The following is a 21,125-nucleotide window of genomic DNA, read 5'->3' as shown; positions in this document are numbered from 1 at the left end:
TTTGTTTAAAAAGAAAGCGGTTGCAGTGTTTATGTCTTTACTCATGCTAGTATCTTTAGCGCTTGTAGGTTGTTCTTCTTCTTCAAGTAGCTCTGATGAAGGCAGCACAGAAGATGAAAAAGTAATCAAGTTCATGCATTTGTGGCCAGAAGGTAGTTCAAATGCACAGTTCTCAATTGTTAAGAACATCATAAGTGATTATGAGAAGGAAAATGAAGGAATAAAAATTGAAACAGAAATTCTAAGTCCTGATCAGTACAGAGAGAAATTGAAAATTTTAGCTTCTTCAAATGAATTACCTGATATCGGAATGACTTGGTCAGATGGATTTATTAAGCCCTATGTTGAAGGTGATATGTTAGCTCCTTTAGATGATGTGGTTGAAGGAAATCTTAAGGATGCATTTATCCCTGGTGTAAAAGAATCATATGCTGTTGATGGGAAAACATATGGTCTTCCTCTAGAATTAAATATTTCATATGTATTTTATAATAAGGAAATTTTCGAAAAATATAACCTAGAAGTACCTCAAACATTTAGTGAATACAAAAATGTTGTTAAAACATTAGCAGATAACGGCGTTGTACCAGCGACTGTTGGTGCTAAAGATGGTTGGCCAGCATCATTCTGGTTTATGTATATGGCAGACCGTATTGGTGGATCTACTATCTTAACAGATGTTATTCAAGGAAAAGCAAAAATGGATGATCCATCTATTGTTAAAGCTGCTGAAGAAGTTCAAAACCTTGTAGATATGGGTGGTTTTGTTAAAGGTGCAAGTGCTTTATCAAATGAAGATGCAAAAGGTTACTTTATGAATGAACAGTCAGCTATGTTCCTTACAGCTACATGGGAATTGCCAAATTACACAACAAGCCCTGATGTTACACAGGAATTTAAAGATAAGATCGGCTATTTTAAATTCCCAACATATGAAGGTGGAAAAGGCACTGATATCAATAGTTATGTTGGTGGACCTGGTGTTGGATTATTTGTTGCTAAAGACTCTAAAGTTCAAGATGAAGCAAAAGATTTTGTTGGATACTTAGTTGAAAAATGGGGAGAAAAATCAGTAACTGAAGCAGGAGTTATCCCAGCAACGAAAGTAGATACATCTAGCTTAGATCTTGCTCCGATGTATATTGATATTTTAAAAGATTTAAGTGAAGCATCTAATGTTACAACTTATTTTGATACTCAATCAAGCCCTGCTGTTTCAGAGCTTCACCACAATTTAGTAACTGCATTATTTGGAAAGCAAGTTACTCCAGAAGAGTTCGTTAAACAGCATGTAGATGAACTTGCAAAAGAAGAATAGTCATAAGTGAAATAAGTTTCACTTAATGGAGAGGCTGAATAATAGGTACCAGGCCTCCACATATTACCTTTATAGGGTAGTGGGGTTTGGTACTTTAAATTTGCGATAATCTCCATAAATTTAGAAGGGAGTATAGAAAATGAAAAGTGTAATGTCAAACAAATTAGTAATCACCCTTTATGTACTTCCTGCCTTAATTCTCATTCTACTACTCATATATATCCCTATAGTTTTAACAGGTTATTACGGTTTAATGGATTGGAACGGAATTGGCGCCATGAAGTTTATCGGATTAGATAATTACATTGAATTAGTCCAGGATAAACTATTTTGGAAAAGTACATGGCACTCCCTATTACTGGGAATCTTTTCTACTGCTAGCTTAATAGGATATTTAATTTTATCTCTTATCTTAGCAAGCAAAATAAAGGGAGCAAATTTTTTACGGAAAATATATTTAATCCCAATGTTATTATCATCAGTTGCTATTGGTCAGCTGTGGGCGAAGATCTTTGATCCTACGAATGGAATGCTCAATAGATTATTAGTAATGGTAGGTGTTGAGAATCCACCGCTATGGTTAGCTGATTCAAAAATCGTATTATTCGCAATCTTTATACCGATAGTTTGGCAATATGCAGGATTTTATATCATTATTTTCTATGCTGCATTAAAAAATGTCCCAGAGGAATTAATAGAAGCAGCAAAAATCGATGGTGCAACGCCGATCCAAATTGCTTATAAAATAAAGGTACCACTTATCTCAGATGTTATAAAAGTAATGGTCATTTTAGCTATTGTTGGTTCTTTAAAGTATTTTGATTTAATTTTCGTATTAACCGGTGGTGGACCTAACCATTCAAGTGAGGTTATGGCATCTTATATGTATTCTGAAGCATTTAGTAAATATAACTTTGGTTATGGTAGTGCGATTGGATTTGGATTATTAGTTATCTGTCTAGCTATGACTTGGCTTATTCAAAAATTGCTTTCTTCTAAAGAAGAAGTTGGACATTAATAAAGGGGAGTGAAAGAGTTGACAAAGGTTGAATATGAAACACAAAAAAATACGACCCTACCACCTTCTCAAAAAACGAGTAAAACACTTAGCACAAGAATTGGATTTGGAATTCTATACCTTATACTAAGTGTTATTGCGATTATTCAGGTTTATCCGTTGGTATGGTTATTTCTATTTTCTTTAAAAACCAATCAAGAAGTTTTCGGTATGTCCCCGTTCTCACTTCCGCAAGATCCTCAATGGGGCAATTATGTGAAAGCATGGACAAAAGGTAATATTGATGTATACTTCTTTAACAGTGTGTTGTACACAGTTGTCTCTGTTGTACTAACAGTTATCCTAGCTAGCTTTGTAACATTTGCAATTACAAGAATGTACTGGAAATTAAGTGGAGTTGTTCTTGGATTGTTTATGGCAGGGTATATGATACCACTTCATTCAACATTAATTCCTTTATTCAATTTCTTCAAATCAGTGAATTTAATTGATAATCCGATTTCGATTATCTTATCTTATGTAGCATTTAATTTGCCGATAACAATTATGATTTTAAGCGGATTTTATAGGTCATTACCAAGGGAAGTTGAAGAAGCTGCTGTTATGGATGGCTGTTCGATTCATACAATTTTCTTTCGTATAACACTTCCGATGACAGTACCAGTGCTTTCAACAACTGTTATTATCAACATGATTTACAATTGGAATGAGTTTGTTTTCGTCAATACGTTTATGAGCTCTGACAAGTGGAAGACAATCACTGTAGGTGTAAATAACTTTGTTGGTCAATATCTAACCGATTGGGGAGCTATTGGTGCAACACTTATGATCAGTATTATCCCGGTATTAATTGCTTACTTCATTCTTAGTGATAAGATTGTTGAAGGAATTGCAGCTGGATCAGTTAAAGGATAATGTTATAAACAGAGCTGACTTTTTGAATATTGTGCTCAGTTTAAAGGTAAAAATAATTTAAAATGTATGAGAAACCGCTATTGATGTTCCAATCAACAGCGGTTTTTTGTATTTAGGCTGCTTTCGTTAACACTTATAAAATCTAGATGCAATATAGATAAGGATACTATTGAACACCTTAATGAATGGAAGTAATAACCAATCGAAGTAAAATGGGATAATGTGCAACAAAGGAGATGACGAAAAGAACAAAAGAATCACTTTTCAATTTTTAACAGGTTTTTAACCGCATAAGTTCGGAAGTTGCATTTACAGATATTCACCCGGAGGATTATGAGATACTTATGAAAAAGGTAAATGGTGAGCTTGATTATAGTAAACCAATTATCCAAAGGTGGAAAGATAAAGATGGTCATTATAGGTGCTTTGAGGAATATGCCACACCAATTTATAAAAAGGGAAAGTTAGTTGCTCTTCAAGGTGTGTTAAGAAATATTGATGAAAGAATCGTTCTACAGGAAAAACTCCATTATCAGTTGTATCATGATGCGTTAACTGATATACATAATAGAGCTTATTTTGAATTGATTTTTACTAAGTATAATGAAGAAATCAACTTGCCTGTTGCCATCATTTTGTGTGATTTAGATGAGTTAAAGTTTATTAACGATCATTATGGTCATAAACAGGGAGATACCCTAATAAAAGATACTGCCCGGCTATTAAATGAAATTTCTTCTAATAGTATCTCTGTAGCAAGAATTGGTGGAGATGAATTCATTTTATTTGTAGATGAAAAAAATGATAGTGAAATTAACGTGTTAATATCTACTATTAAAGAAAAGCTAGAACTACATAATGAATATTCTGAGTTTGAAATAATGATATCAATTGGCTATGCTTATACACCGAGATCACAGGGTGAAATGTCACGTTTATTTTCTCAAGCTGATAAGAATATGTATAGTGATAAAAAGAAGAGAAAACAATCATTAATAAAGCTACATTAAACTATGAGCCGGGACAAAAGTTTTTAACAAAATAGTGGTAGCTGTAGTTAAGACACTCCTGAAAATACTCCGCTAAGCTATTAGTCTGTTTGGAATTTTTGTTAATCACTCAAGTCATGTCCCAGCCTAAATTAATAATGTTTAAAATGGTTTCAAGGTCATTAAGATGATTAAAACGATTGCAGAAGCACTTAAAATGTGATTAAGAGGAGCAGCCTTCTTTGCAAGAATAAGATAATCTTCTGGCAGTTCATGACCGTCATGTTCTTCAAGTACCTCGATTTGCAGATTAGCATTTTTAGGAAGTAAGCCTGCAGCAATTGGTTGAACTGCAACATAAATAATGAGGGATGCAATATACCATACTTCCTTGAATAAATATGGCTGGATAATTCCCATAATAATGCCTGTTAGTAACAGGGTAATGCTCCCTATCTTGGCATACTTCTCGATGCCTTGAGATACTTTATGGGCGAACTTTGCTTGTGATGTGTTTTTAACATTTCCTAATAGTACAGGTAAACCAAATGTAGCGCCAAGGCCAACGACTGCTGCTATAAGATGAATAACCAATAAAACTGAGTAAAACGTCATATGTATTCCTCCTCCTTTAAGACTATTTTGTATAGTATGCTGATAATAGATAAAATTAGAATTTGTTTTTAGAGATTAATTGACTATTAGTGAATTATTTTTATATACATAATAAGTAAATACAGACCCATTAGTTCAATTTGTCCTGTATAATGAAATGCATACTGTAATTTATATATCCTACTTATGAGATACAAAAAGCACTAGTTTTATATTCTTTTATTGTAATATGATCTTTAGTTTGTATCTTTTTTACTTTAATCATTTTACTAAGATATGAAATGAAGGAAGGAAGTCAACAGTGAAGAAGAAGGTTCTTATCAGTGTATCTGCTATTGTCATCATATTTATTTCACTTTTTGTAGTAAACCTTATTTCAAACGGAAAAGAAGAACAAGAAGCGCTCAATAGATCTTTATCAACTAAAAATGTGAATTCGGAAGCTACAGAAGAAGAAACACTTGAGCAAAAGAAAAAGAAAGAATATGAAGAAGATGTTAAGAAGCTTGTTGCTAGCCAGTTTGAGTATTTTGATTCAATAGTAAATGGTGACTTTTTTTATCAATCTAGAATTAGTCAATCTTCAGATAATTTGTCAGATGGATGGTTAACAGAACAAATCAAGAAAGAACTATATGAGCGTGCTCTAGAAATTCATCAATTACTTCCAGAGGAATTGAATGAGAATGATCCCAACTCACAAAAGTTAATGCAAGTTTTAATAACAATTAACACAGCAACAAGCTCTAAGGAAAGTCAAAGAAATATATATAATATCCATAAAACACTATACGAGTTAAATGTTCAATTAAATGACTATGAATTAGAAAAATATAATTCAAATGGTAAAGAGAATTTTAATCCAGTAACAGATTGGGTTAGTTTATTCGGAGAAAAAGAGGATCAAAGTGTTAAGACAGAAGCAGAACTAAAGGCAGAGCTTGCTGAGGATTCTGATGGTTCAGATGAAAATGAATAATAATTCCTATAGTAAAAACTGTATAATTTAGGGTAAAGTAGCCATATTGATGCTAACTACTTTCTAACTACTTAAACTCAACGCTTTGAATAGATGAAGTGTTGAGTTTTTTGCTTCTAGAAATGAAAAAACATACCAAGGGGATATCATTTTATGAAGGATGAATTAAGTTATATAGGCAAGAAGATTGTGGACAATTCTTTAGAGCTTGCTAAAAAGGTGATCTTTCATAAGGATACTTTATTAAATGAACAAATTATCCGATCAAGTATGCCTATTACCGAGAGGGTCGATTATCGAGCTAAATTAATTGGCTATTTTGGCGAAGCCTTATATGAAGATTTTGATATAATATCAGATAAAGTAACAGCATGGGCAATCAGAGCTGCAGAAATTGCTATTAATGACCATATCTCACTAAGTAGTACCTTGAGAGGTATTCATGCATATCGAACGGTTATATGGGAGCTATTTACAGAGGAGTTAGAGAAGAGGGAATTTGCACCTGTGACAATGCTGGATGTGTCAAAAATCATTGATCCACTATTAGATACTGTTTGCGGCATTATTGGTGAAGAATACGAAAAGCATAATCACAAATTAATGCAAATAGCATATACAGCACTTGAAGAGTTATCAGTCCCAGTTGTTCCAATTGTTGAGGGAGTTGCTGTTGTCCCACTTGTAGGGGGAATAGATACTCACCGTGCAAAATTAATAATGGATATAACTCTTCATGAATCAGGTCATTTAAAATTAACAAATCTTATTTTTGATGTATCAGGAGTTCCGATAATCGATACAATGGTTGCCAATCAATTATTTCAAATCGTGTCCGCCTTAAGATTAACTGGAGTCGAGGTTAGTATTACTGGAATTAGGCCTGAAATTGCTCAAACAATCGTAAATTTAGGTGTGGATTTTGGTGGGATTACCACTATGGCGAATATGAAGCAGGCATTATCAGAGTTAGGTATTAAACATTATAGAGTGAGTAGTTGATATAAATAAATGCTCTTTTCTGAAAGATAGTTGCTAATAGACGTCATCATCTGTTGTAACCAGTGTGTGATTGCATAAAAGGTACGATTTGTAGAAGAAAAGATGCTACTAGACTTTATACAGAGTTGTTTCCAACATGATTCTAAAAACAACCAAGTATACGAAACAGCCTAAATAAAAAACGTTCCTTAAACAGGGACGTTTTTTTTATGTTTACACTCATCATAAAAAATGAAGCTTGATGGAAGATAAAAGGAGAATTTTATTTTTGTGCATAGAACCAAAATGAAATGGAAAATATACTTTTGACTAAGTATTTCCCTAGCTAATGTCCTATGGTTGATAATTCAAACAAGAAAAGTGAAATGCATTACTTAGCCAGCAAAATAGAAGTGAAATTAGAAGGTGATCATTTTCTTTCAGTTCCTAATTAGCGATTTATGACTTAGGAAAAAAAGAGGTTATTTTTCCTCGGGGCCCCTAATATGTCGTGATAAGCTTGATGATGATTCAGCATTTTAAGGAAGAAAGTACATAATCTTTGGAGTTTACTATCAACAACATGATTTTCAAAGAAAGAGTTTTATCCTTACCATGTAAATTATTAACCATTCATGATCCTAGGGCAAAGTACTGTTTTACTGCTGTGCGAACCAAGTCTAGCCTATGTGATCAAGGCACTTTTGTTTTTTTATGGTCACAATTATTGACCCCTTTTTAAATTTAAAGGTCACAAAAGTGCACCTTATTAGTCAATTTTGTTGATCGTAATAGTTTAGGGGAAGCTCTATAATAGGTATTAGAAAGCGTTTACAATATTGTTAGTAAGGCGGTGAAGGACAGTGAGCAAAAATTCAGATTCACAAGAAAATACTTTAAATGTGCACTCAAAGGCTAAGAAAAGGGCAAAACGAAATAAATTTTTATCGTATGCGGCTTTCGTTGGTCCAGCACTTTTATTCTTTATCTTAATTCAAATTATCCCATTCATTATGGGAGTTTATTATTCCTTTACATCATGGAACGGAGTAAGTTCTGTTGTGGAATGGGTAGGCTTAGATAATTATATTAAGATCTTTACGGATGATAAGAAATTCTTCAACTCTTTTATGTTTACAACAAAATTTATGCTTGCTGCAGTTTTAATTAGTAATATCATAGGTTTCGGATTAGCGTTATTACTAAATGCAGCATTAAAAACGAAAAATATCTTGCGTACAGTATTCTTCATACCAAATGTAATTGGTGGTTTATTACTAGGATTCATTTGGCAGTTCATTTTCGTTAAAGGCTTTGCTTCATTAGGTAATATGACTGGAATCGGCTTTTTCAAACAACCTTGGTTAGGTGATGAAACAACTGCATTTTGGGGAATTGTTATTGTGTTTGCATGGCAAATTAGTGGTTACATGATGGTAATCTATGTAGCTGCACTTCAAGGACTTGATACTTCATTATTAGAAGCAGCTAGAATGGATGGAGCTTCAAGCTTAGATATGTTAACAAAGATTATTGTTCCATTAATTTTACCAGCATTTACAATTTGCTTCTTCTTAACAATTTCTATGGCATTTAAGATTTTTGATCTTAATATCTCACTAACAGGTGGAGGGCCATTTAATTCAACAGAATCTGTTGCAATTAACATTTATCAAGAGGCATTCCAGAATAATAGATATGGTTTAGGAACAGCAAAATCAATCCTATTCTTCTTGATTGTAGCAGTATTTACAACATTCCAAGTTATGTTTACGAAGAAAAGGGAGGTCGAAGCATAATGAAAAAAGGATATACAGCACGAACATTTGTGCTTGAGATCTTTGGGATACTTCTAGGAATCATATTCCTCATTCCCTTTTACTTTGTACTGGTTAATTCAGTTAAAGGATTTGCAGAAATCTTAATTGATGCAGCTGCATTACCAAAGGAAATTTTATTTAGTAACTATAGTAAGGTTTGGGAAATTTTAAATTTCCAGGATGCTTTTCTTAACTCATTGATCATAACTGTATTCAGTATTGCAGGTATTGTTGTCATAAGCTCAATGGCTGCATGGAAAATGGTTCGAACTCCTGGAAAGCTTAGTAAGTTCCTGTTTATCTTCTTTGTGTCAGCAATGGTTATCCCATTCCAAACAGTGATGATCCCACTTATGAAATTAGGGGGAACACTTGGAATTATGAATAGTATTCCAGGTATTGTAATTATGTACTTTGGTTTTGGTGTATCACTATCACTCTTCCTCTTCCACGGATTTGTTAAAACAATTCCTGCAGAAATTGAAGAGTCAGCTAGAGTCGATGGTTGTAGTCAGTTTGGAGTTTTTTGGAGAATAGTATTTCCACTTTTGAAACCGATTACTGTAACCGTTATTATTTTAAATACACTTTGGATTTGGAATGATTATTTACTACCACTTCTAGTGTTACAAGATTCAGCGTTAAGAACAATACCTTTAGCTACAAGTTCATTCTTTGCTCAATATACAAAGCAATGGGATATGGGTCTAGCAGCACTAGTGCTTGGTATTGCACCTGTAATTGTATTTTTCTTATTCCTGCAAAAGCATATTATTAAAGGAATTGCAGCAGGATCTATTAAATAACGTAGCTCATTAACTTCGCTATATAATGATTTGTAACTTGAAAAAATCTTGCTACAAATCATTTATATAATAAAAAACAAAGATACTAAGGGGGTAAATTAGTAATGAAAAAAGGCTTACTTTTATTCATGTCAATGCTATTAGTTCTTGGGATTATTGCTGGCTGTGCTAACAATAATACTGAAGGTAATGAAGGTGGAGAATCAGATGCTAACACTGAAGGATCTGAAGAAGTTGTAACATTAAATATGTATCAATTTAAAGTAGAAATTGCTGATCAGCTTAAAGCAATGGTTGAAGAATTCAACAAAGAATATCCTAATATTAAAGTCAATATCGAAACAGTAGGTGGCGGTGCCGATTATGGTGCTGGTTTAAAAGCTAAGTTTGCTTCAGGCGAAGAGCCAGATATTTTTAACAATGGTGGATTCAAGGAATTAGAGCTTTGGAAAGAGCATTTAGCAGATCTTTCTAATGAGCCTTGGGCTGAGCATGTTCTTCCTATTGGTAAAGTTCCAACAACAGATGAAGATGGTAAGCTATATGGTATGCCAGTAAACCTTGAAGGTTATGGATTCATTTATAATAAAGATTTGTTTGAAAAAGCAGGAATTACAGAAGCTCCTAAAACAGTTAGTGAACTAAAAGAAGCTGCACAAAAGCTTCAAGACAATGAAATTACACCTTTCGCTGCAGGATATGCTGAGTGGTGGGTAATTGGACAACATTTACTAAACGTACCATTCGCACAACAAGATGATCCAGAAGCATTTATCGCAGGATTATATGATGGATCTACTTCAATCGTAGGTAATGAGAAGTTCAAAGAATTTAAAGAAGTTCTTGATACAGAAATCAAATATGCAAATGAAAATCCTTTAACAACTGATTATAACACTCAAGTAACATTATTTGCTTCAGGTCAAACAGCAATGCTACAACAAGGTAACTGGACTGAAAACATGATTTATGAAATCAATCCAGACATGAACATGGGATTCTTACCAATTCCACTTAACGACACAGAGGCTTCAGATGCTTTACCAGTTGGTGTTCCTAATAACTGGGTATTAAATAAAGATTCTAAGCACTTAGAAGAAGCAAAAACATTCTTAAACTGGATGGTTTCTTCTGAAACAGGTAAACGTTATATTACTGAGGAATTTGCTTTCATTCCAGCGTTTGATAACATCGAAGCAGCAGGACTTGGTGACTTAGGTCAATCAATTCTTGAGTACTCTAAAGCTGAAAAAACAATTCCTTGGACTTGGTTCAGATGGCCAGATGGAGCTAACAAAGAATTTGCTGGTTCTATCCAAGCTTACTCTACAGGTAAAATCGATTATGATACAATGTTAGAGCAATTCCAAGCAACATGGGATAATATGAAATAAGAAATAACAATTCAATGTAGAAGACCAAATCCATAGAGATTTGGTCTTTTTATTAACTATTTATTCCGCACTTGTAAGCTATATCAAGCAAAGTAAATAGGGATTGAACTCCCGTTTCATGAGAATTTCATTTATACTATAAAATAAGCTAGAAAGGGAGGTTCCAAATATGCGTGTGAAAATGAGTATAAGAAATAAACTAATTATTTTATTGCTACTAATAACAATTGTCCCATTTGGAACTTCCATTGTTGTTACCTATTTATATACAAAAGAATCTCTTAAGGACCAATATGTACAAGAAAATGTAAATCTCTTATACCAGGGTAAAGTGAACTTAGAAGAATATATAGATGAATTAAAAAATTTAACAATGCCATTTTACAATAATATTGCTTTTATGAATTATCTAAGATATTCCTATTTAAATGAAGATTATATGACAAAAGGAACAGTTAATGATGTTATTCAAACCATTTTATATTCAGAAGAAAATATTAAAAAGGTTAATATTGCTTTAGTTGATGGAAATAGAAATATATCTGTTTCAAAACATACGATTGCCCTGTATTCTACGATTCCTGACAATTTAAACAGAGAATATTATCAAAAAGCCAAGAATAGTCCATATAATATTTATGTAGAGCCAATGAATAGTCAAGGTGCTAACAGAGATGTTTTTACAATACACAGAACAATCATAGATGTCCCATCTGATAGAATTTTAGGATTTATGTCATTGGATATCGGGGATGATAAAATATTAGACATTAGCCGAAAGCTTTTTGATAAAGACCGAGCAGAATTTTTCATTTTTTCACCAGATGGGGAATTCATTTTTCAATCTAATGAAATATCAGCTGACGAAGATTGGGTTTCTTCTCTAATTAGGACAGAAAATCAAAGTGGGACAATTGAGATAAATTCGGATTCCTTTAAAGGCTTAATGATTTATGAGAAGGTTGCAGATTCTTCCGGCGGTTGGATCTTAGCTAAGAGAATTCCTTATATCACTGTATTTGAAAGTGCATTAGGAGTAGCGAAAATTAATATAGTCTTTGGAGTTATCGGTTTAATTTTAGTTGTTTTAGCAACACTATTTGTATCATTTAAGATTACTTCTCCAATTCGAATTTTATTACAGAATATTAAGCAAGTTGAAAAGGGAAATATGAATGTTGATTTCGACTCTTTAGGTAATGATGAAATAGGTGTATTAGGTGATCGATTTAAAGAAATGGTAGGCAAAATAAATAGACTGATTAATAGGGAATATAAGCTTGAGATTGAGAATAAAACAAATCAACTAAAGGTCCTGCAATCTCAGGTTAATCCACATTTTTTATACAATGCATTACAATCTATCGGAACTTTAGCCCTGAAAAATAATGTTCCACAGGTGTATACTCTTGTCACACATCTTTCTAAAATTATGAGATACAGTATGAATATGAATGAAGATATGGTTCCTTTAATGAAAGAGCTTGATTATACGAAAGCCTTTCTATTATTACAAAAAGAAAGATTTGGAGATCAATTTGATTATACATTGAAGTTTGATGAAGCAATATTGTATATCCCTGTTCCAAAAATGATATTACAGCCAGTTATTGAGAACTATTTTAAACATGGTTTCGAAAGTAATGATGAGTCATTGGGCAATTTGACAATTGTCGGAAAAAAGCAAAAAGAGCATTTACTTATAACAATAAAGGATAACGGAAAAGGGATTAGTCAAGATAGACTAAATGAAATCTATGAGACCTTTCAAATGGACAATAGTAGTGCACCTGGTGATTTAAATATCGGATTAAAAAATATCTTTTTACGTTTAAAGCTCTATTATGGGGAGAGTGCAAATTTTATTCTAGATAATAATCCAGACCGAGGAATATGCGTCACTATAAGTCTGCCTTTAATTGGGGGTGAAGAAGCTGAAAGCGATCATAATTGATGATGAAAAGCATGTAAGAGAAGGAATCATGCTATTAGCAAATTGGGATCAATATGGAATAACAGATATATATGAGGCAAAAGATGGTGAAGAGGCAAAATCAATGATCTTGAAGCATCATCCAGAAATTATCTTTACAGACATGAACATGCCTAAGATTGATGGAATTGATCTTTTAAAGTGGATTCATACTTCAGGTTTTACTAGTAAAACAATTGTGGTGAGTGGATATGATGATTTCAATTATATGAGAAATGCTATTGCTTATGGAAGCTTTGATTATATTTTAAAGCCAATCGAACCGGAGATATTAAATGAAACATTAGAACGTGCCGTAACAGAATGGCATAAACAAGAAACAAAAAGAAAATCCTCTGAGCAAAATAATAAAGCAATGAATGAAGCAAGATCGGTATATTGGGATCATCTTTTTACAGGATTATTAGATAAATCTTTCATTTCAAATGATACTAAGGTGAAGATTCATCAGGAATTTAAGGTGGATTTAACATTAACACAACAATATACGATTTCATTATTTTCTGTAAGATGTTTGCTATCTAGTGTTTATGAGGGAGATCGCGATCTAGCTTTTTTTACAGTGTTAAATATCTGTAATGAAATTACACAATTAAATAAATCAGGAGTTTGCTTCAGGAATATTAATAAAGATGACGAAGTGGTTGTTCTGTTATGGAAACAAGATGAAATAGAGACAATGAATAAAAAAATAAAGAGTGCTCTTCAACAGATTTCTAAATCCGATATTATTATTGCAATAGGGAAGACATCTCAACAGCTTGATATGACTTATCACACAGCACTACAAACAATGTTAACGTTTGATCTTCTATCAACAGATAAAAAAGAGTTAATTAAGTATCAAGAAACAACAGCAGGCCCTCTTTTTCATTTATTAGATTACATGGAAGATATTATGTGGACATTACAAAGTGGACGTATAGAAAATTTAGATAAAGTACTTGATGGAATATTTAACATGCTAAAATCTGATTATTGTATTTCTTATGAACAAATCATGCTGTGGGAAGATCATTTTAAAATATTAAGGAAGAATTGGCTAAAAGAATATAATGTGAGTAAACAAACATCCTTTTATAAAGGTTCGAATTATTGGGAGAATGACGGATCATTTTCTTATAGCAAATTTATGAGTGAAAAACGTAAGGAATTTCATGAGCTTATTGAAATTCTTTATACAGCAAAATATCAAAAAGAAAAAAGCAGTATTCAAGAAATCGAAAGCTACCTTCGGAAAAATTATGATAAGGATATTACACTACAGGAGATTGCTGATAAATTTTATTTAAGCAGAGAGTATATATCAAGGCGCTTTAAACAAGAGTATCATGAAACAGTAACGAATTATTTAACAGCGATAAGAATAGAAAAAGCGAAGGAATTATTGAATAATCCACATTTGAAAGTATATGAAATCTCGTTTAAGGTCGGTTATCAAAATGAGAAATATTTCAGTAAGGTGTTTAAAAAGATTGTCGGACTTACTCCGAATGAATATAGATCTCAGGTTTTAGACAAATAATAAAGAGCTATATTTTTAAGAATTAGTGTAATGGAGCGAAAGACACTAGGGCACCTACGGGAACAGAGTAGAGGATGAGACCTAAGCTGGAGACTTGTTTTTTCAGATAAACTAATTAAATAACAGTAGTATAAGTTGAATAATTTTTCTCTATGGATGACTCTTCGGTTATGTCATGCGAAATTCAAAATTCTATTGAAGACAGCAAAAAAAGACCCAAGTTATTAGGCGAAAGATTGGACTATCACCTAATAATTTGGGTTTATTATTAGCTTAAAAACTTACGTCACAGCCTCTTTTACGCTGTTTAATGACTAACACTTTGAACTTTCTCTTTTTCTTTATTCGGTTCTTCTTCATTATCATTTGTTGTTCGTAGAGGTATTTCTTTTAAGAATAATGTTACGATAAAAGCAAGTGTGATAATACCTGCACTAACTAAGAAAACTACTGTTAATGATGTATTTAGTGCTTCTTTAAGAACGTTGATAAATTGGTCAAATACTTGTAACATATCAGGTGGAAGATCTGCACGTATTGCCTCTAGTTGTTCTGTATCCATTAATATTTGTGGATTTTGTAGCTTTTCCATTGTTTCAGCCATTTCTGGTGGAGGTGTAGGAATATTTTCTCCTTGATTATCAGCCAATTCATTCATCATTTTATTCCCCATAACAGATCCAAGTAACGCAACTCCTACTGTTCCACCTATTTGTCTAAATGTTTGCATAGAAGCTGTCGCAACACCTAAATATTTATGGCTCACAGCATTTTGAACAGTGATATTAAATACAGGCATATTCACTCCAATACCAATACCCACTACAATCAATTGCAGAATTAACCGTGTTAATGAAGAGTCTACTTCTAATGTAGAATTAAGGATAAGGCCTATCGCCATAATGACTAAGCCAAGTAAAGCAAAGATTTTGTATTTACCTGTTTTAGTAATTAAGTTTCCAACAATGATGCTAGATGTGACCATTGAAACTGTCATGACCATTTCAACTAATCCGGATACAGTAGCAGATTCCCCCTGAACTCCTTGTACATAAAATGGTACGTACATAATTGTGCCGAACATTCCCATTCCTAAGAGCATCCCAGCTATATTTGATACAGAGAAAACACTGTTTTTAAATAGGAAGAGAGGTAAAACTGGACTTTTAGCTTTAAGTTCGATAAAGATAAATCCTATAATTGAAAAGATGGTTACAGAGAACAAGCCAATAATTTCTAAAGAGAGCCAAGCATACTTATCTCCTGCCCAAGTGAAGCCTAGTAAAAGGCTGATAATAGCAATTGTTAATGTAATCGAACCGAGAAAATCTATTGGTTCTTTTTCTTTTGCTTTTTGAGACGGATATAACCGCAGAATTAAAGCAAAAGCGAAGAATCCAATCGGTAAGAAAACCCAAAAAATCCAATGCCAATCAAAGTTATCAACAATATAACCGCCAAGTGTTGGTCCGAATAAGCTTGAAAGTCCGAAAACACCACCTAGCAATCCTTGCCATTTTCCACGTTCACGAGGAGTGAATAAGTCTCCTACTGTTGTAAAGGCACTCGACATAATCATTCCGCCGCCAAATCCTTGTAAACCACGATACAAAATTAATTGGATAATGTCATTAGAAGTTCCACTTAAAAATGCACCAAGCATAAATATCCCAATACCGATTAAGATAAAGATTTTGCGCCCATAAATATCGGATAATTTACCAACTAACATTGCTGTTATTGTTGATGTTAGCATGTAGACGGTGAAAACCCAGTCAAAATACTCCATTCCACCAATTGTTGAAACAATTTTAGGTAAAGCTGTTCCAACAATGGTCATGTTAACAGCTGCAAAGAACATGGCTGACATTATAGCAACCATAATCATGACCTTTTGTTTATGTTCTAAATGATACATGTTTTATCCTCCTAATATCAGTGACTGAAGTTCAATAATAGTCATTTTTAACTGCTCTTCTTGTTTAAAATAATGTAATAAAGCCTCAATAAGAAAAACCCTTTGTTGTGTTGTATTCAGTTCCTTTTTTAACATCTCCAAAGAGTTAGCTAATTTTTCACGATGTGTTTGATCTTCTAAAGTTTGAATATATTTAGCAATTTTATTCAGGTGATTATAAATATGATCTGAATGAGAAGGGAAAGACTTCAGTATTTCCTCTGTAAATAAAGGTTTAGGTTTTGCGCTAATTAAGTCATTTGAAATGATATCTAAACGGTCAACGATATAAGTGGCAATTTCAAGAGCTGCATGACGATCAACATGCTTATGTTCACTTGCCTGTAAGATGTATTCTTTTAAGATTCCATGTAATGTTATGGTTATATCCCAAATATAAGGCTCAATTTCATCTCCATATGCACCGATGAGCATATTTTTTTGCCACAATACAATACGAGACCTTACTTTAATCAAGATATCCTTAAGCTTGTTGTTTTCAGTTACTGGAATTTCCTTTATTTGCATCATGATAAAATCCTTGCGATCAATAAAGTCTTCGATCTGAGTACAAAGTTGCTTAATTAAAAGCTCCTTAGGTGTTAACGAAGGATCAAAAGAGTAGGTAGAAGCTTTTTCAAACATGATGTTTTGATGGTATTCAAATACGGCGATAAACAGATCTTCCTTTGAAGTAAAAAGCTTATATAGAGAAGCTTTAGACATAGAGCATTTTTCAGCAATTTCCTGTACGGAAGTTGTATGGTAGCCTTTCTCAGCAAAAATAGTGGTTGCTGTTTCAATAATAAGTTTTCTTTTAGCGTCCAAAAAAATCACATCCTCGTGAGGGAAACTCAGTAGTTACTTTAAGAACTTGAAAGTATCCAAACGTTATTTTAGTGTAATTTATTGTATTAGTCAATGATGATGCCCTAGTAAATGAGGCTGGGACATAATTAAAGATGTCATACAAAAAGACGAATAAATGTTAAATTGAAAGAAACAAGTTCGTTCCATTGAGCTGCATACATAAGATTCGCCGGGGGCAGCCTTTCCTCTGCACCCGCAGGAGTCAAATGTCTTCTGCTCCATTTCACTAGTTCTTAAAAATAGTATGCAAAATCAAAAAATCTATTGAAGACAGCAAATAAAAACCCGAAATATTTCCTAATATTTCGGGTTTATCACTAGCTTAAATACTTATATCCCAGCCGCATTTATATTTTTATGTAATCAATCATTATAAATAGGTAGACTAATTGAAAACTGTGTTCCATTAACATCGCTTTCTACAGTCATTGTTCCCCCGTGATTTTCAATAATTTTTCTGGATACTGATAATCCTAATCCTGTTCCTTCTTCCTTTGTTGAGAAGAAAGGGTCAAATACATGAGATAAAATTGACGTGTGAATTCCAATTCCATTATCAATGAATTGTATTTGAATATGTTGAGCTCTAACAGTAGTTTTAATTGTAATTTCTAAAGGTGCATGATTCTTTGCTTGCATTGAATTACGTAGTAAATTCATAAATACTTGAAGCAATTCATCTTGATGACCTTTTATTGAGAGCTTCCTTGTTAAAGGATGCAGCTCATAGTGTAACTTGGCATTATATAATAATGCTTCACTTTTAAGGAACTTCCCAAGATACTCTGTCAAAAATTCATAGATATTTAGCTCTTTCGTTTTAGTGTGGGCTGGTTTTGCAATACTTAAAAAATCACTAATTATCTTATTGGCACGATCCAGTTCAGGGATAAGTAAATTTGAAAATAATTTAGTATGCTCGTTATCATCACTTTCACTTAGAAACTGTAAGTAACCTCTTACAGTTGTTAAGGGATTTCTAATTTCATGAGCAATTCCAGCAGCAATTCTTCCTGCTAAAGCTTGTTTTTCAGCTTCTTTAATCACATTTAAAAAATAAAATGTGCCAATCACTCTCTTTATAGAGCCATCAGGATTCCATAGTATCCTTGTGTTTATTATTCCATAATTCATATCTAACACTTCTTTGTTTTTTAATTCTGTTCCTGATTTGATTGATTCAAGTACAGCAATTTGTTCATCAGGGATTTGGAGTAACTCTCGTATATGCTTTCCGATTATTTGATCTCTTTCAACATTCAAATCCTTTGCAGCTTGCTGATTACAAAAAGTTATGATTCCTTTAGCATCGACAAAGACAATATGATGTGGAACAAAATCAAGAATAGCCGGCAAAAAACCTTCGCTCTCTTTTAGGCCACCATAGTCGCTTAGAAGATGGTTGTCCATCTTTGTTATTTCGATGTTTTGTTTCTCATCTTTCTTCACAGTTAAACCAAGCTGTTGATCGTGATATGTAAAAGTGCCTTTAATCTGCCCAAGTGTTCTGCGAAGCAAATCGTTCTCTTTTTTTAGTTGTTCAAGTTCATTATCGTCTGAAACGTTACTAGTCATTTAAAGACTCCTTATGTTAACAGTAATGATTGCTCTTTTCTAATTAATATTATACGCTACACAATTTTACATTTACTAGGTTAGATAATTACTTTTTTGAATAGTTATGATACAAGTTTTATCACAAATACTCACTCGTGAATATGATAGAAGAAGGGGTATTAAAAGGAGGCGGAATTATGAAGGAAAAAGAATTCGAAGTTGGCCTCAAAGAATTAGAGCTTACAGTAAAAGAGTTAGAATATCAGCTTGAGAACTTCGAAGATCATCATTCAAATACCTTAGATGAAAATGATGTGAGGGCACTTGTTGATAAGATACTAACAGAAAAAGAATATGTGACAAAAAAAGAAATGGACAAAAAAATATATGAAAGTCAGCTACAGCTAACGAAGTGGATTGTTGGAACAGGGATTAGTGTAGCAGCGGTTGTTGTAGGTATTCTTCGCTTTTTTTAGAAGGTGCTTTATTAAAGAGAGGATATCGTAAAAGGGGAAAGTCTTGGAACCATTTTCATATTTATTATGGTATTTAAACGAATATATTATAGTAGAAAAGGGGCCAGAAAGTAGCCCCTTTTGCTGATTAATTATTATCTATAATAGTAGCCACGATTAAATGGACCATCATCTAAAGCTGCTCCACCGAGTAATCCTGCACCTAGGCCTAATAATCCAGTTGTTAGTGGTCCTACGCCACCACCATAGCCACCAAATCCAGGGGTACCGTATCCTGCACCATAACCAGTTCCGTATCCAGCTCCAGGATAACCGTATCCACCACCAAAGCCTGTTCCGGGATAACCGTATCCACCACCGTAACCAGCTCCAGGGTAGCCACCATAGCCAGCACCATAATTATATCCACCAAAAGGACTTACCCCAGGACCGCCTGGGTATCCTCCAAATCCGCCGCCATATCCAAAGGGTGCTCTTTCTGTTCTATATGTCATTAGTCATTCATCCTTCCCAAATGTTAATGTTTCACTGTACTATATGTATTTACCTATTAAAATGGGAATGAGGTTTTGCAGAATGGGCTAATGTCCATAGTTAGATGAAATGACAAGAATCATCTTATGTTAAAGTTTTGTAAATAGATGAGAACTAGGAATGCAAATTACTAAATTATAATAAATATGAAGAAAGCTATTGATTATCCTTTAGAAGAGTAATATACTAAGGGAGTGATTTTTTTTAGGTTTATCGACAAAAAACGACAAAATTCTTTTTTTATCTTGCTTCTTTTCAAAAGCCTTGTTATAATCAATTACATATCCTAAGCGGGTGTAGTTTAGTGGTAAAACCTCAGCCTTCCAAGCTGATGATGAGGGTTCGATTCCCTTCACCCGCTCCATACATATGGTTACAACGCAGTGTTTCGTTTCTTAGATAAACGAGGCATTGCGTTTTTTAATTTTTCAAACCATATATTTTCAAAATAGAATAGTGACCACTAATTGTAAATGGGTTATTCCACTGGTTCATGTACCAGAAGTTTTCTAGGTAAAGCTTGGGCATAACAAATTCCTGTATGGGGGAAAATCGACAATCATAGAATAAGCCCTTCACAATTAAGTGATAACGCTATAATTGCTAACTCCTCCATGGATTTGAGTGAACATTTTTGATAAACTTTGTAATAATTGATTAGCTTCTTCACTGTGAAATGAAGGCTGAAAATAAATAAAATGAATTGCATTGACAGTGCTGGATGTTACAGCGGTTCGTTTAGAATCGAGATATGGACTGCCAAATGCTCCAATATCGTCTTGAGTAAGTATTTTATTTGATAATGTTATATCACGTTCATTAATGGCGGTATATGAATCGCTGCTTGTCCCAATTTTAATTGTAACCGTATCACCTGACAGTTTATCGTAATCATAAATTCCAAGAGGAAGCTGATATTGAAGAGAAAGAAAATTATTCAGATCAACTGCTGAATTCACATTACTAAGAAATTGCTGTTTTTGTACTCGACGATATAAAGCTTCATTAGATGGTCGATAACGACTTGGATCAGCTCCTACTAATTTAAATAATTTTCTCCATTCAGCTATTGCTGGGATTTCAGTGACTTTTTTATCAACATAATCAAAATAAAGGGATTCCTGAAACAAATGAAGTCTTCCTTTAAGCATTTGTGGTGAATCTGATACTTGAATATCTTTATAATGGACAACACCAACCTTAAAGTCTGGACTTAATTCCTTTAATATATGATCGATTGCAATTTCCATTATTTAAACCTCCACAACTATAGTGGTGTTATTTTACCATAGTAGAAGTGATATTTCGTCACCTGAGCTTCGTCTAGCTTCTAAAAAGAATGTTCTAATGTGATATTTTTGTTTAGAGGTAACGTTGT

The 21,125-nt window shown here is 33.2% G+C and carries 18 protein-coding genes and 1 tRNA gene; 13 read left to right on the top strand and 6 right to left on the bottom strand.

The window, feature by feature from the left end; translation table 11 throughout:
* Positions 1–31: 31 nt before the first annotated feature.
* The 4 genes from FS935_RS16045 to FS935_RS16030 all read left to right on the top strand — a co-directional run bounded on the left by FS935_RS16045 (position 32) and on the right by FS935_RS16030 (position 4,261).
* Positions 32–1,318 carry an extracellular solute-binding protein gene (locus tag FS935_RS16045; RefSeq protein WP_146949693.1) on the top strand — a complete coding sequence of 429 codons (1,287 nt, stop codon included), beginning with the start codon at positions 32–34 and terminating at the stop codon, positions 1,316–1,318.
* 139 nt (positions 1,319–1,457) lie between these two features.
* Positions 1,458–2,336, top strand: coding sequence for a carbohydrate ABC transporter permease (locus tag FS935_RS16040; protein ID WP_146949661.1), 879 nt, complete (start codon positions 1,458–1,460; stop codon positions 2,334–2,336).
* Positions 2,337–2,435: 99 nt separating this feature from the next.
* Positions 2,436–3,251, top strand: coding sequence for a carbohydrate ABC transporter permease (locus FS935_RS16035; protein WP_240050930.1), 816 nt, complete (start codon positions 2,436–2,438; stop codon positions 3,249–3,251).
* Positions 3,252–3,541: 290 nt separating this feature from the next.
* The gene (locus tag FS935_RS16030) at positions 3,542–4,261 is read left to right on the top strand and encodes a sensor domain-containing diguanylate cyclase (protein WP_338036932.1); all 720 of its coding nucleotides are present in this window, start codon (positions 3,542–3,544) and stop codon (positions 4,259–4,261) included.
* A gap of 141 nt (positions 4,262–4,402) precedes the next feature.
* Here FS935_RS16030 and FS935_RS16025 read toward each other — a convergent pair whose 3' ends face one another.
* Positions 4,403–4,855: a DUF2269 family protein gene (locus FS935_RS16025; protein ID WP_146949658.1), complete on the bottom strand. Its 453-nt coding sequence runs from the start codon at positions 4,853–4,855 to the stop codon at positions 4,403–4,405.
* A 301-nt stretch (positions 4,856–5,156) separates the two neighbouring features.
* Here FS935_RS16025 and FS935_RS16020 point away from each other — a divergent pair, with 301 nt between their 5' ends.
* The 7 genes from FS935_RS16020 to FS935_RS15990 all read left to right on the top strand — a co-directional run bounded on the left by FS935_RS16020 (position 5,157) and on the right by FS935_RS15990 (position 14,353).
* Positions 5,157–5,834, top strand: coding sequence for a hypothetical protein (locus FS935_RS16020; RefSeq protein WP_146949657.1), 678 nt, complete (start codon positions 5,157–5,159; stop codon positions 5,832–5,834).
* A gap of 153 nt (positions 5,835–5,987) precedes the next feature.
* Complete coding sequence (locus FS935_RS16015) at positions 5,988–6,836, top strand: STAS domain-containing protein (protein ID WP_146949656.1); 849 nt, start codon at positions 5,988–5,990, stop codon at positions 6,834–6,836.
* An 881-nt stretch (positions 6,837–7,717) separates the two neighbouring features.
* Complete coding sequence (locus FS935_RS16010) at positions 7,718–8,614, top strand: carbohydrate ABC transporter permease (RefSeq protein ID WP_240050929.1); 897 nt, start codon at positions 7,718–7,720, stop codon at positions 8,612–8,614.
* Positions 8,614–9,441, top strand: coding sequence for a carbohydrate ABC transporter permease (locus tag FS935_RS16005; protein ID WP_146949654.1), 828 nt, complete (start codon positions 8,614–8,616; stop codon positions 9,439–9,441). Before FS935_RS16010 ends, FS935_RS16005 begins: the two co-directional genes overlap by 1 nt.
* A 104-nt stretch (positions 9,442–9,545) precedes the next feature.
* The gene (locus FS935_RS16000) at positions 9,546–10,835 is read left to right on the top strand and encodes an ABC transporter substrate-binding protein (RefSeq protein WP_146949653.1); all 1,290 of its coding nucleotides are present in this window, start codon (positions 9,546–9,548) and stop codon (positions 10,833–10,835) included.
* Positions 10,836–11,004: 169 nt separating this feature from the next.
* Positions 11,005–12,789 (top strand): sensor histidine kinase, encoded by a 1,785-nt coding sequence (locus FS935_RS15995; protein ID WP_146949652.1) that lies wholly within the window; start codon positions 11,005–11,007, stop codon positions 12,787–12,789.
* Entirely contained in the window at positions 12,761–14,353 is a 1,593-nt protein-coding gene (locus tag FS935_RS15990) for a response regulator transcription factor (RefSeq protein ID WP_146949651.1), read from the top strand. Before FS935_RS15995 ends, FS935_RS15990 begins: the two co-directional genes overlap by 29 nt.
* 307 nt (positions 14,354–14,660) lie before the next feature.
* Here the strand turns inward: FS935_RS15990 and FS935_RS15985 are convergent, their stop codons facing one another.
* From FS935_RS15985 to FS935_RS15975, 3 genes are all read right to left on the bottom strand, one after another.
* Positions 14,661–16,271, bottom strand: coding sequence for an MDR family MFS transporter (locus FS935_RS15985; protein WP_146949650.1), 1,611 nt, complete (start codon positions 16,269–16,271; stop codon positions 14,661–14,663).
* 3 nt (positions 16,272–16,274) lie between these two features.
* Positions 16,275–17,138, bottom strand: coding sequence for a TetR/AcrR family transcriptional regulator (locus FS935_RS15980; RefSeq protein ID WP_158638625.1), 864 nt, complete (start codon positions 17,136–17,138; stop codon positions 16,275–16,277).
* Positions 17,139–17,543: 405 nt separating this feature from the next.
* Positions 17,544–18,755 carry a two-component system sensor histidine kinase NtrB gene (locus FS935_RS15975; RefSeq protein WP_146949648.1) on the bottom strand — a complete coding sequence of 404 codons (1,212 nt, stop codon included), beginning with the start codon at positions 18,753–18,755 and terminating at the stop codon, positions 17,544–17,546.
* A 179-nt stretch (positions 18,756–18,934) separates the two neighbouring features.
* Here FS935_RS15975 and FS935_RS15970 point away from each other — a divergent pair, with 179 nt between their 5' ends.
* Positions 18,935–19,213, top strand: a complete 279-nt coding sequence (locus FS935_RS15970) for a hypothetical protein (protein ID WP_146949647.1) — start codon at positions 18,935–18,937, stop codon at positions 19,211–19,213.
* 134 nt (positions 19,214–19,347) lie between these two features.
* Here the strand turns inward: FS935_RS15970 and FS935_RS15965 are convergent, their stop codons facing one another.
* A complete protein-coding gene (locus tag FS935_RS15965; protein ID WP_193559370.1) occupies positions 19,348–19,707 on the bottom strand; it encodes a hypothetical protein in 360 nt (119 codons plus the stop codon).
* A gap of 330 nt (positions 19,708–20,037) precedes the next feature.
* On the opposite strand from FS935_RS15965, the gene FS935_RS15960 reads away from it, so the two are divergent.
* Positions 20,038–20,111: transfer RNA gene (locus FS935_RS15960), tRNA-Gly, on the top strand.
* Positions 20,112–20,328: 217 nt separating this feature from the next.
* On the opposite strand, the gene FS935_RS15955 is transcribed toward FS935_RS15960, so the two are convergent.
* Positions 20,329–20,997: a B3/B4 domain-containing protein gene (locus FS935_RS15955; protein ID WP_146949646.1), complete on the bottom strand. Its 669-nt coding sequence runs from the start codon at positions 20,995–20,997 to the stop codon at positions 20,329–20,331.
* Positions 20,998–21,125: the final 128 nt, after the last annotated feature.

This window comes from Metabacillus litoralis (assembly GCF_007994985.1).
Lineage (GTDB): Bacteria > Bacillota > Bacilli > Bacillales > Bacillaceae > Metabacillus > Metabacillus litoralis.
The sequence above is the reverse complement of the archived record's forward strand: the minus strand, read 5'-3'. Positions and strand labels throughout refer to the sequence as shown.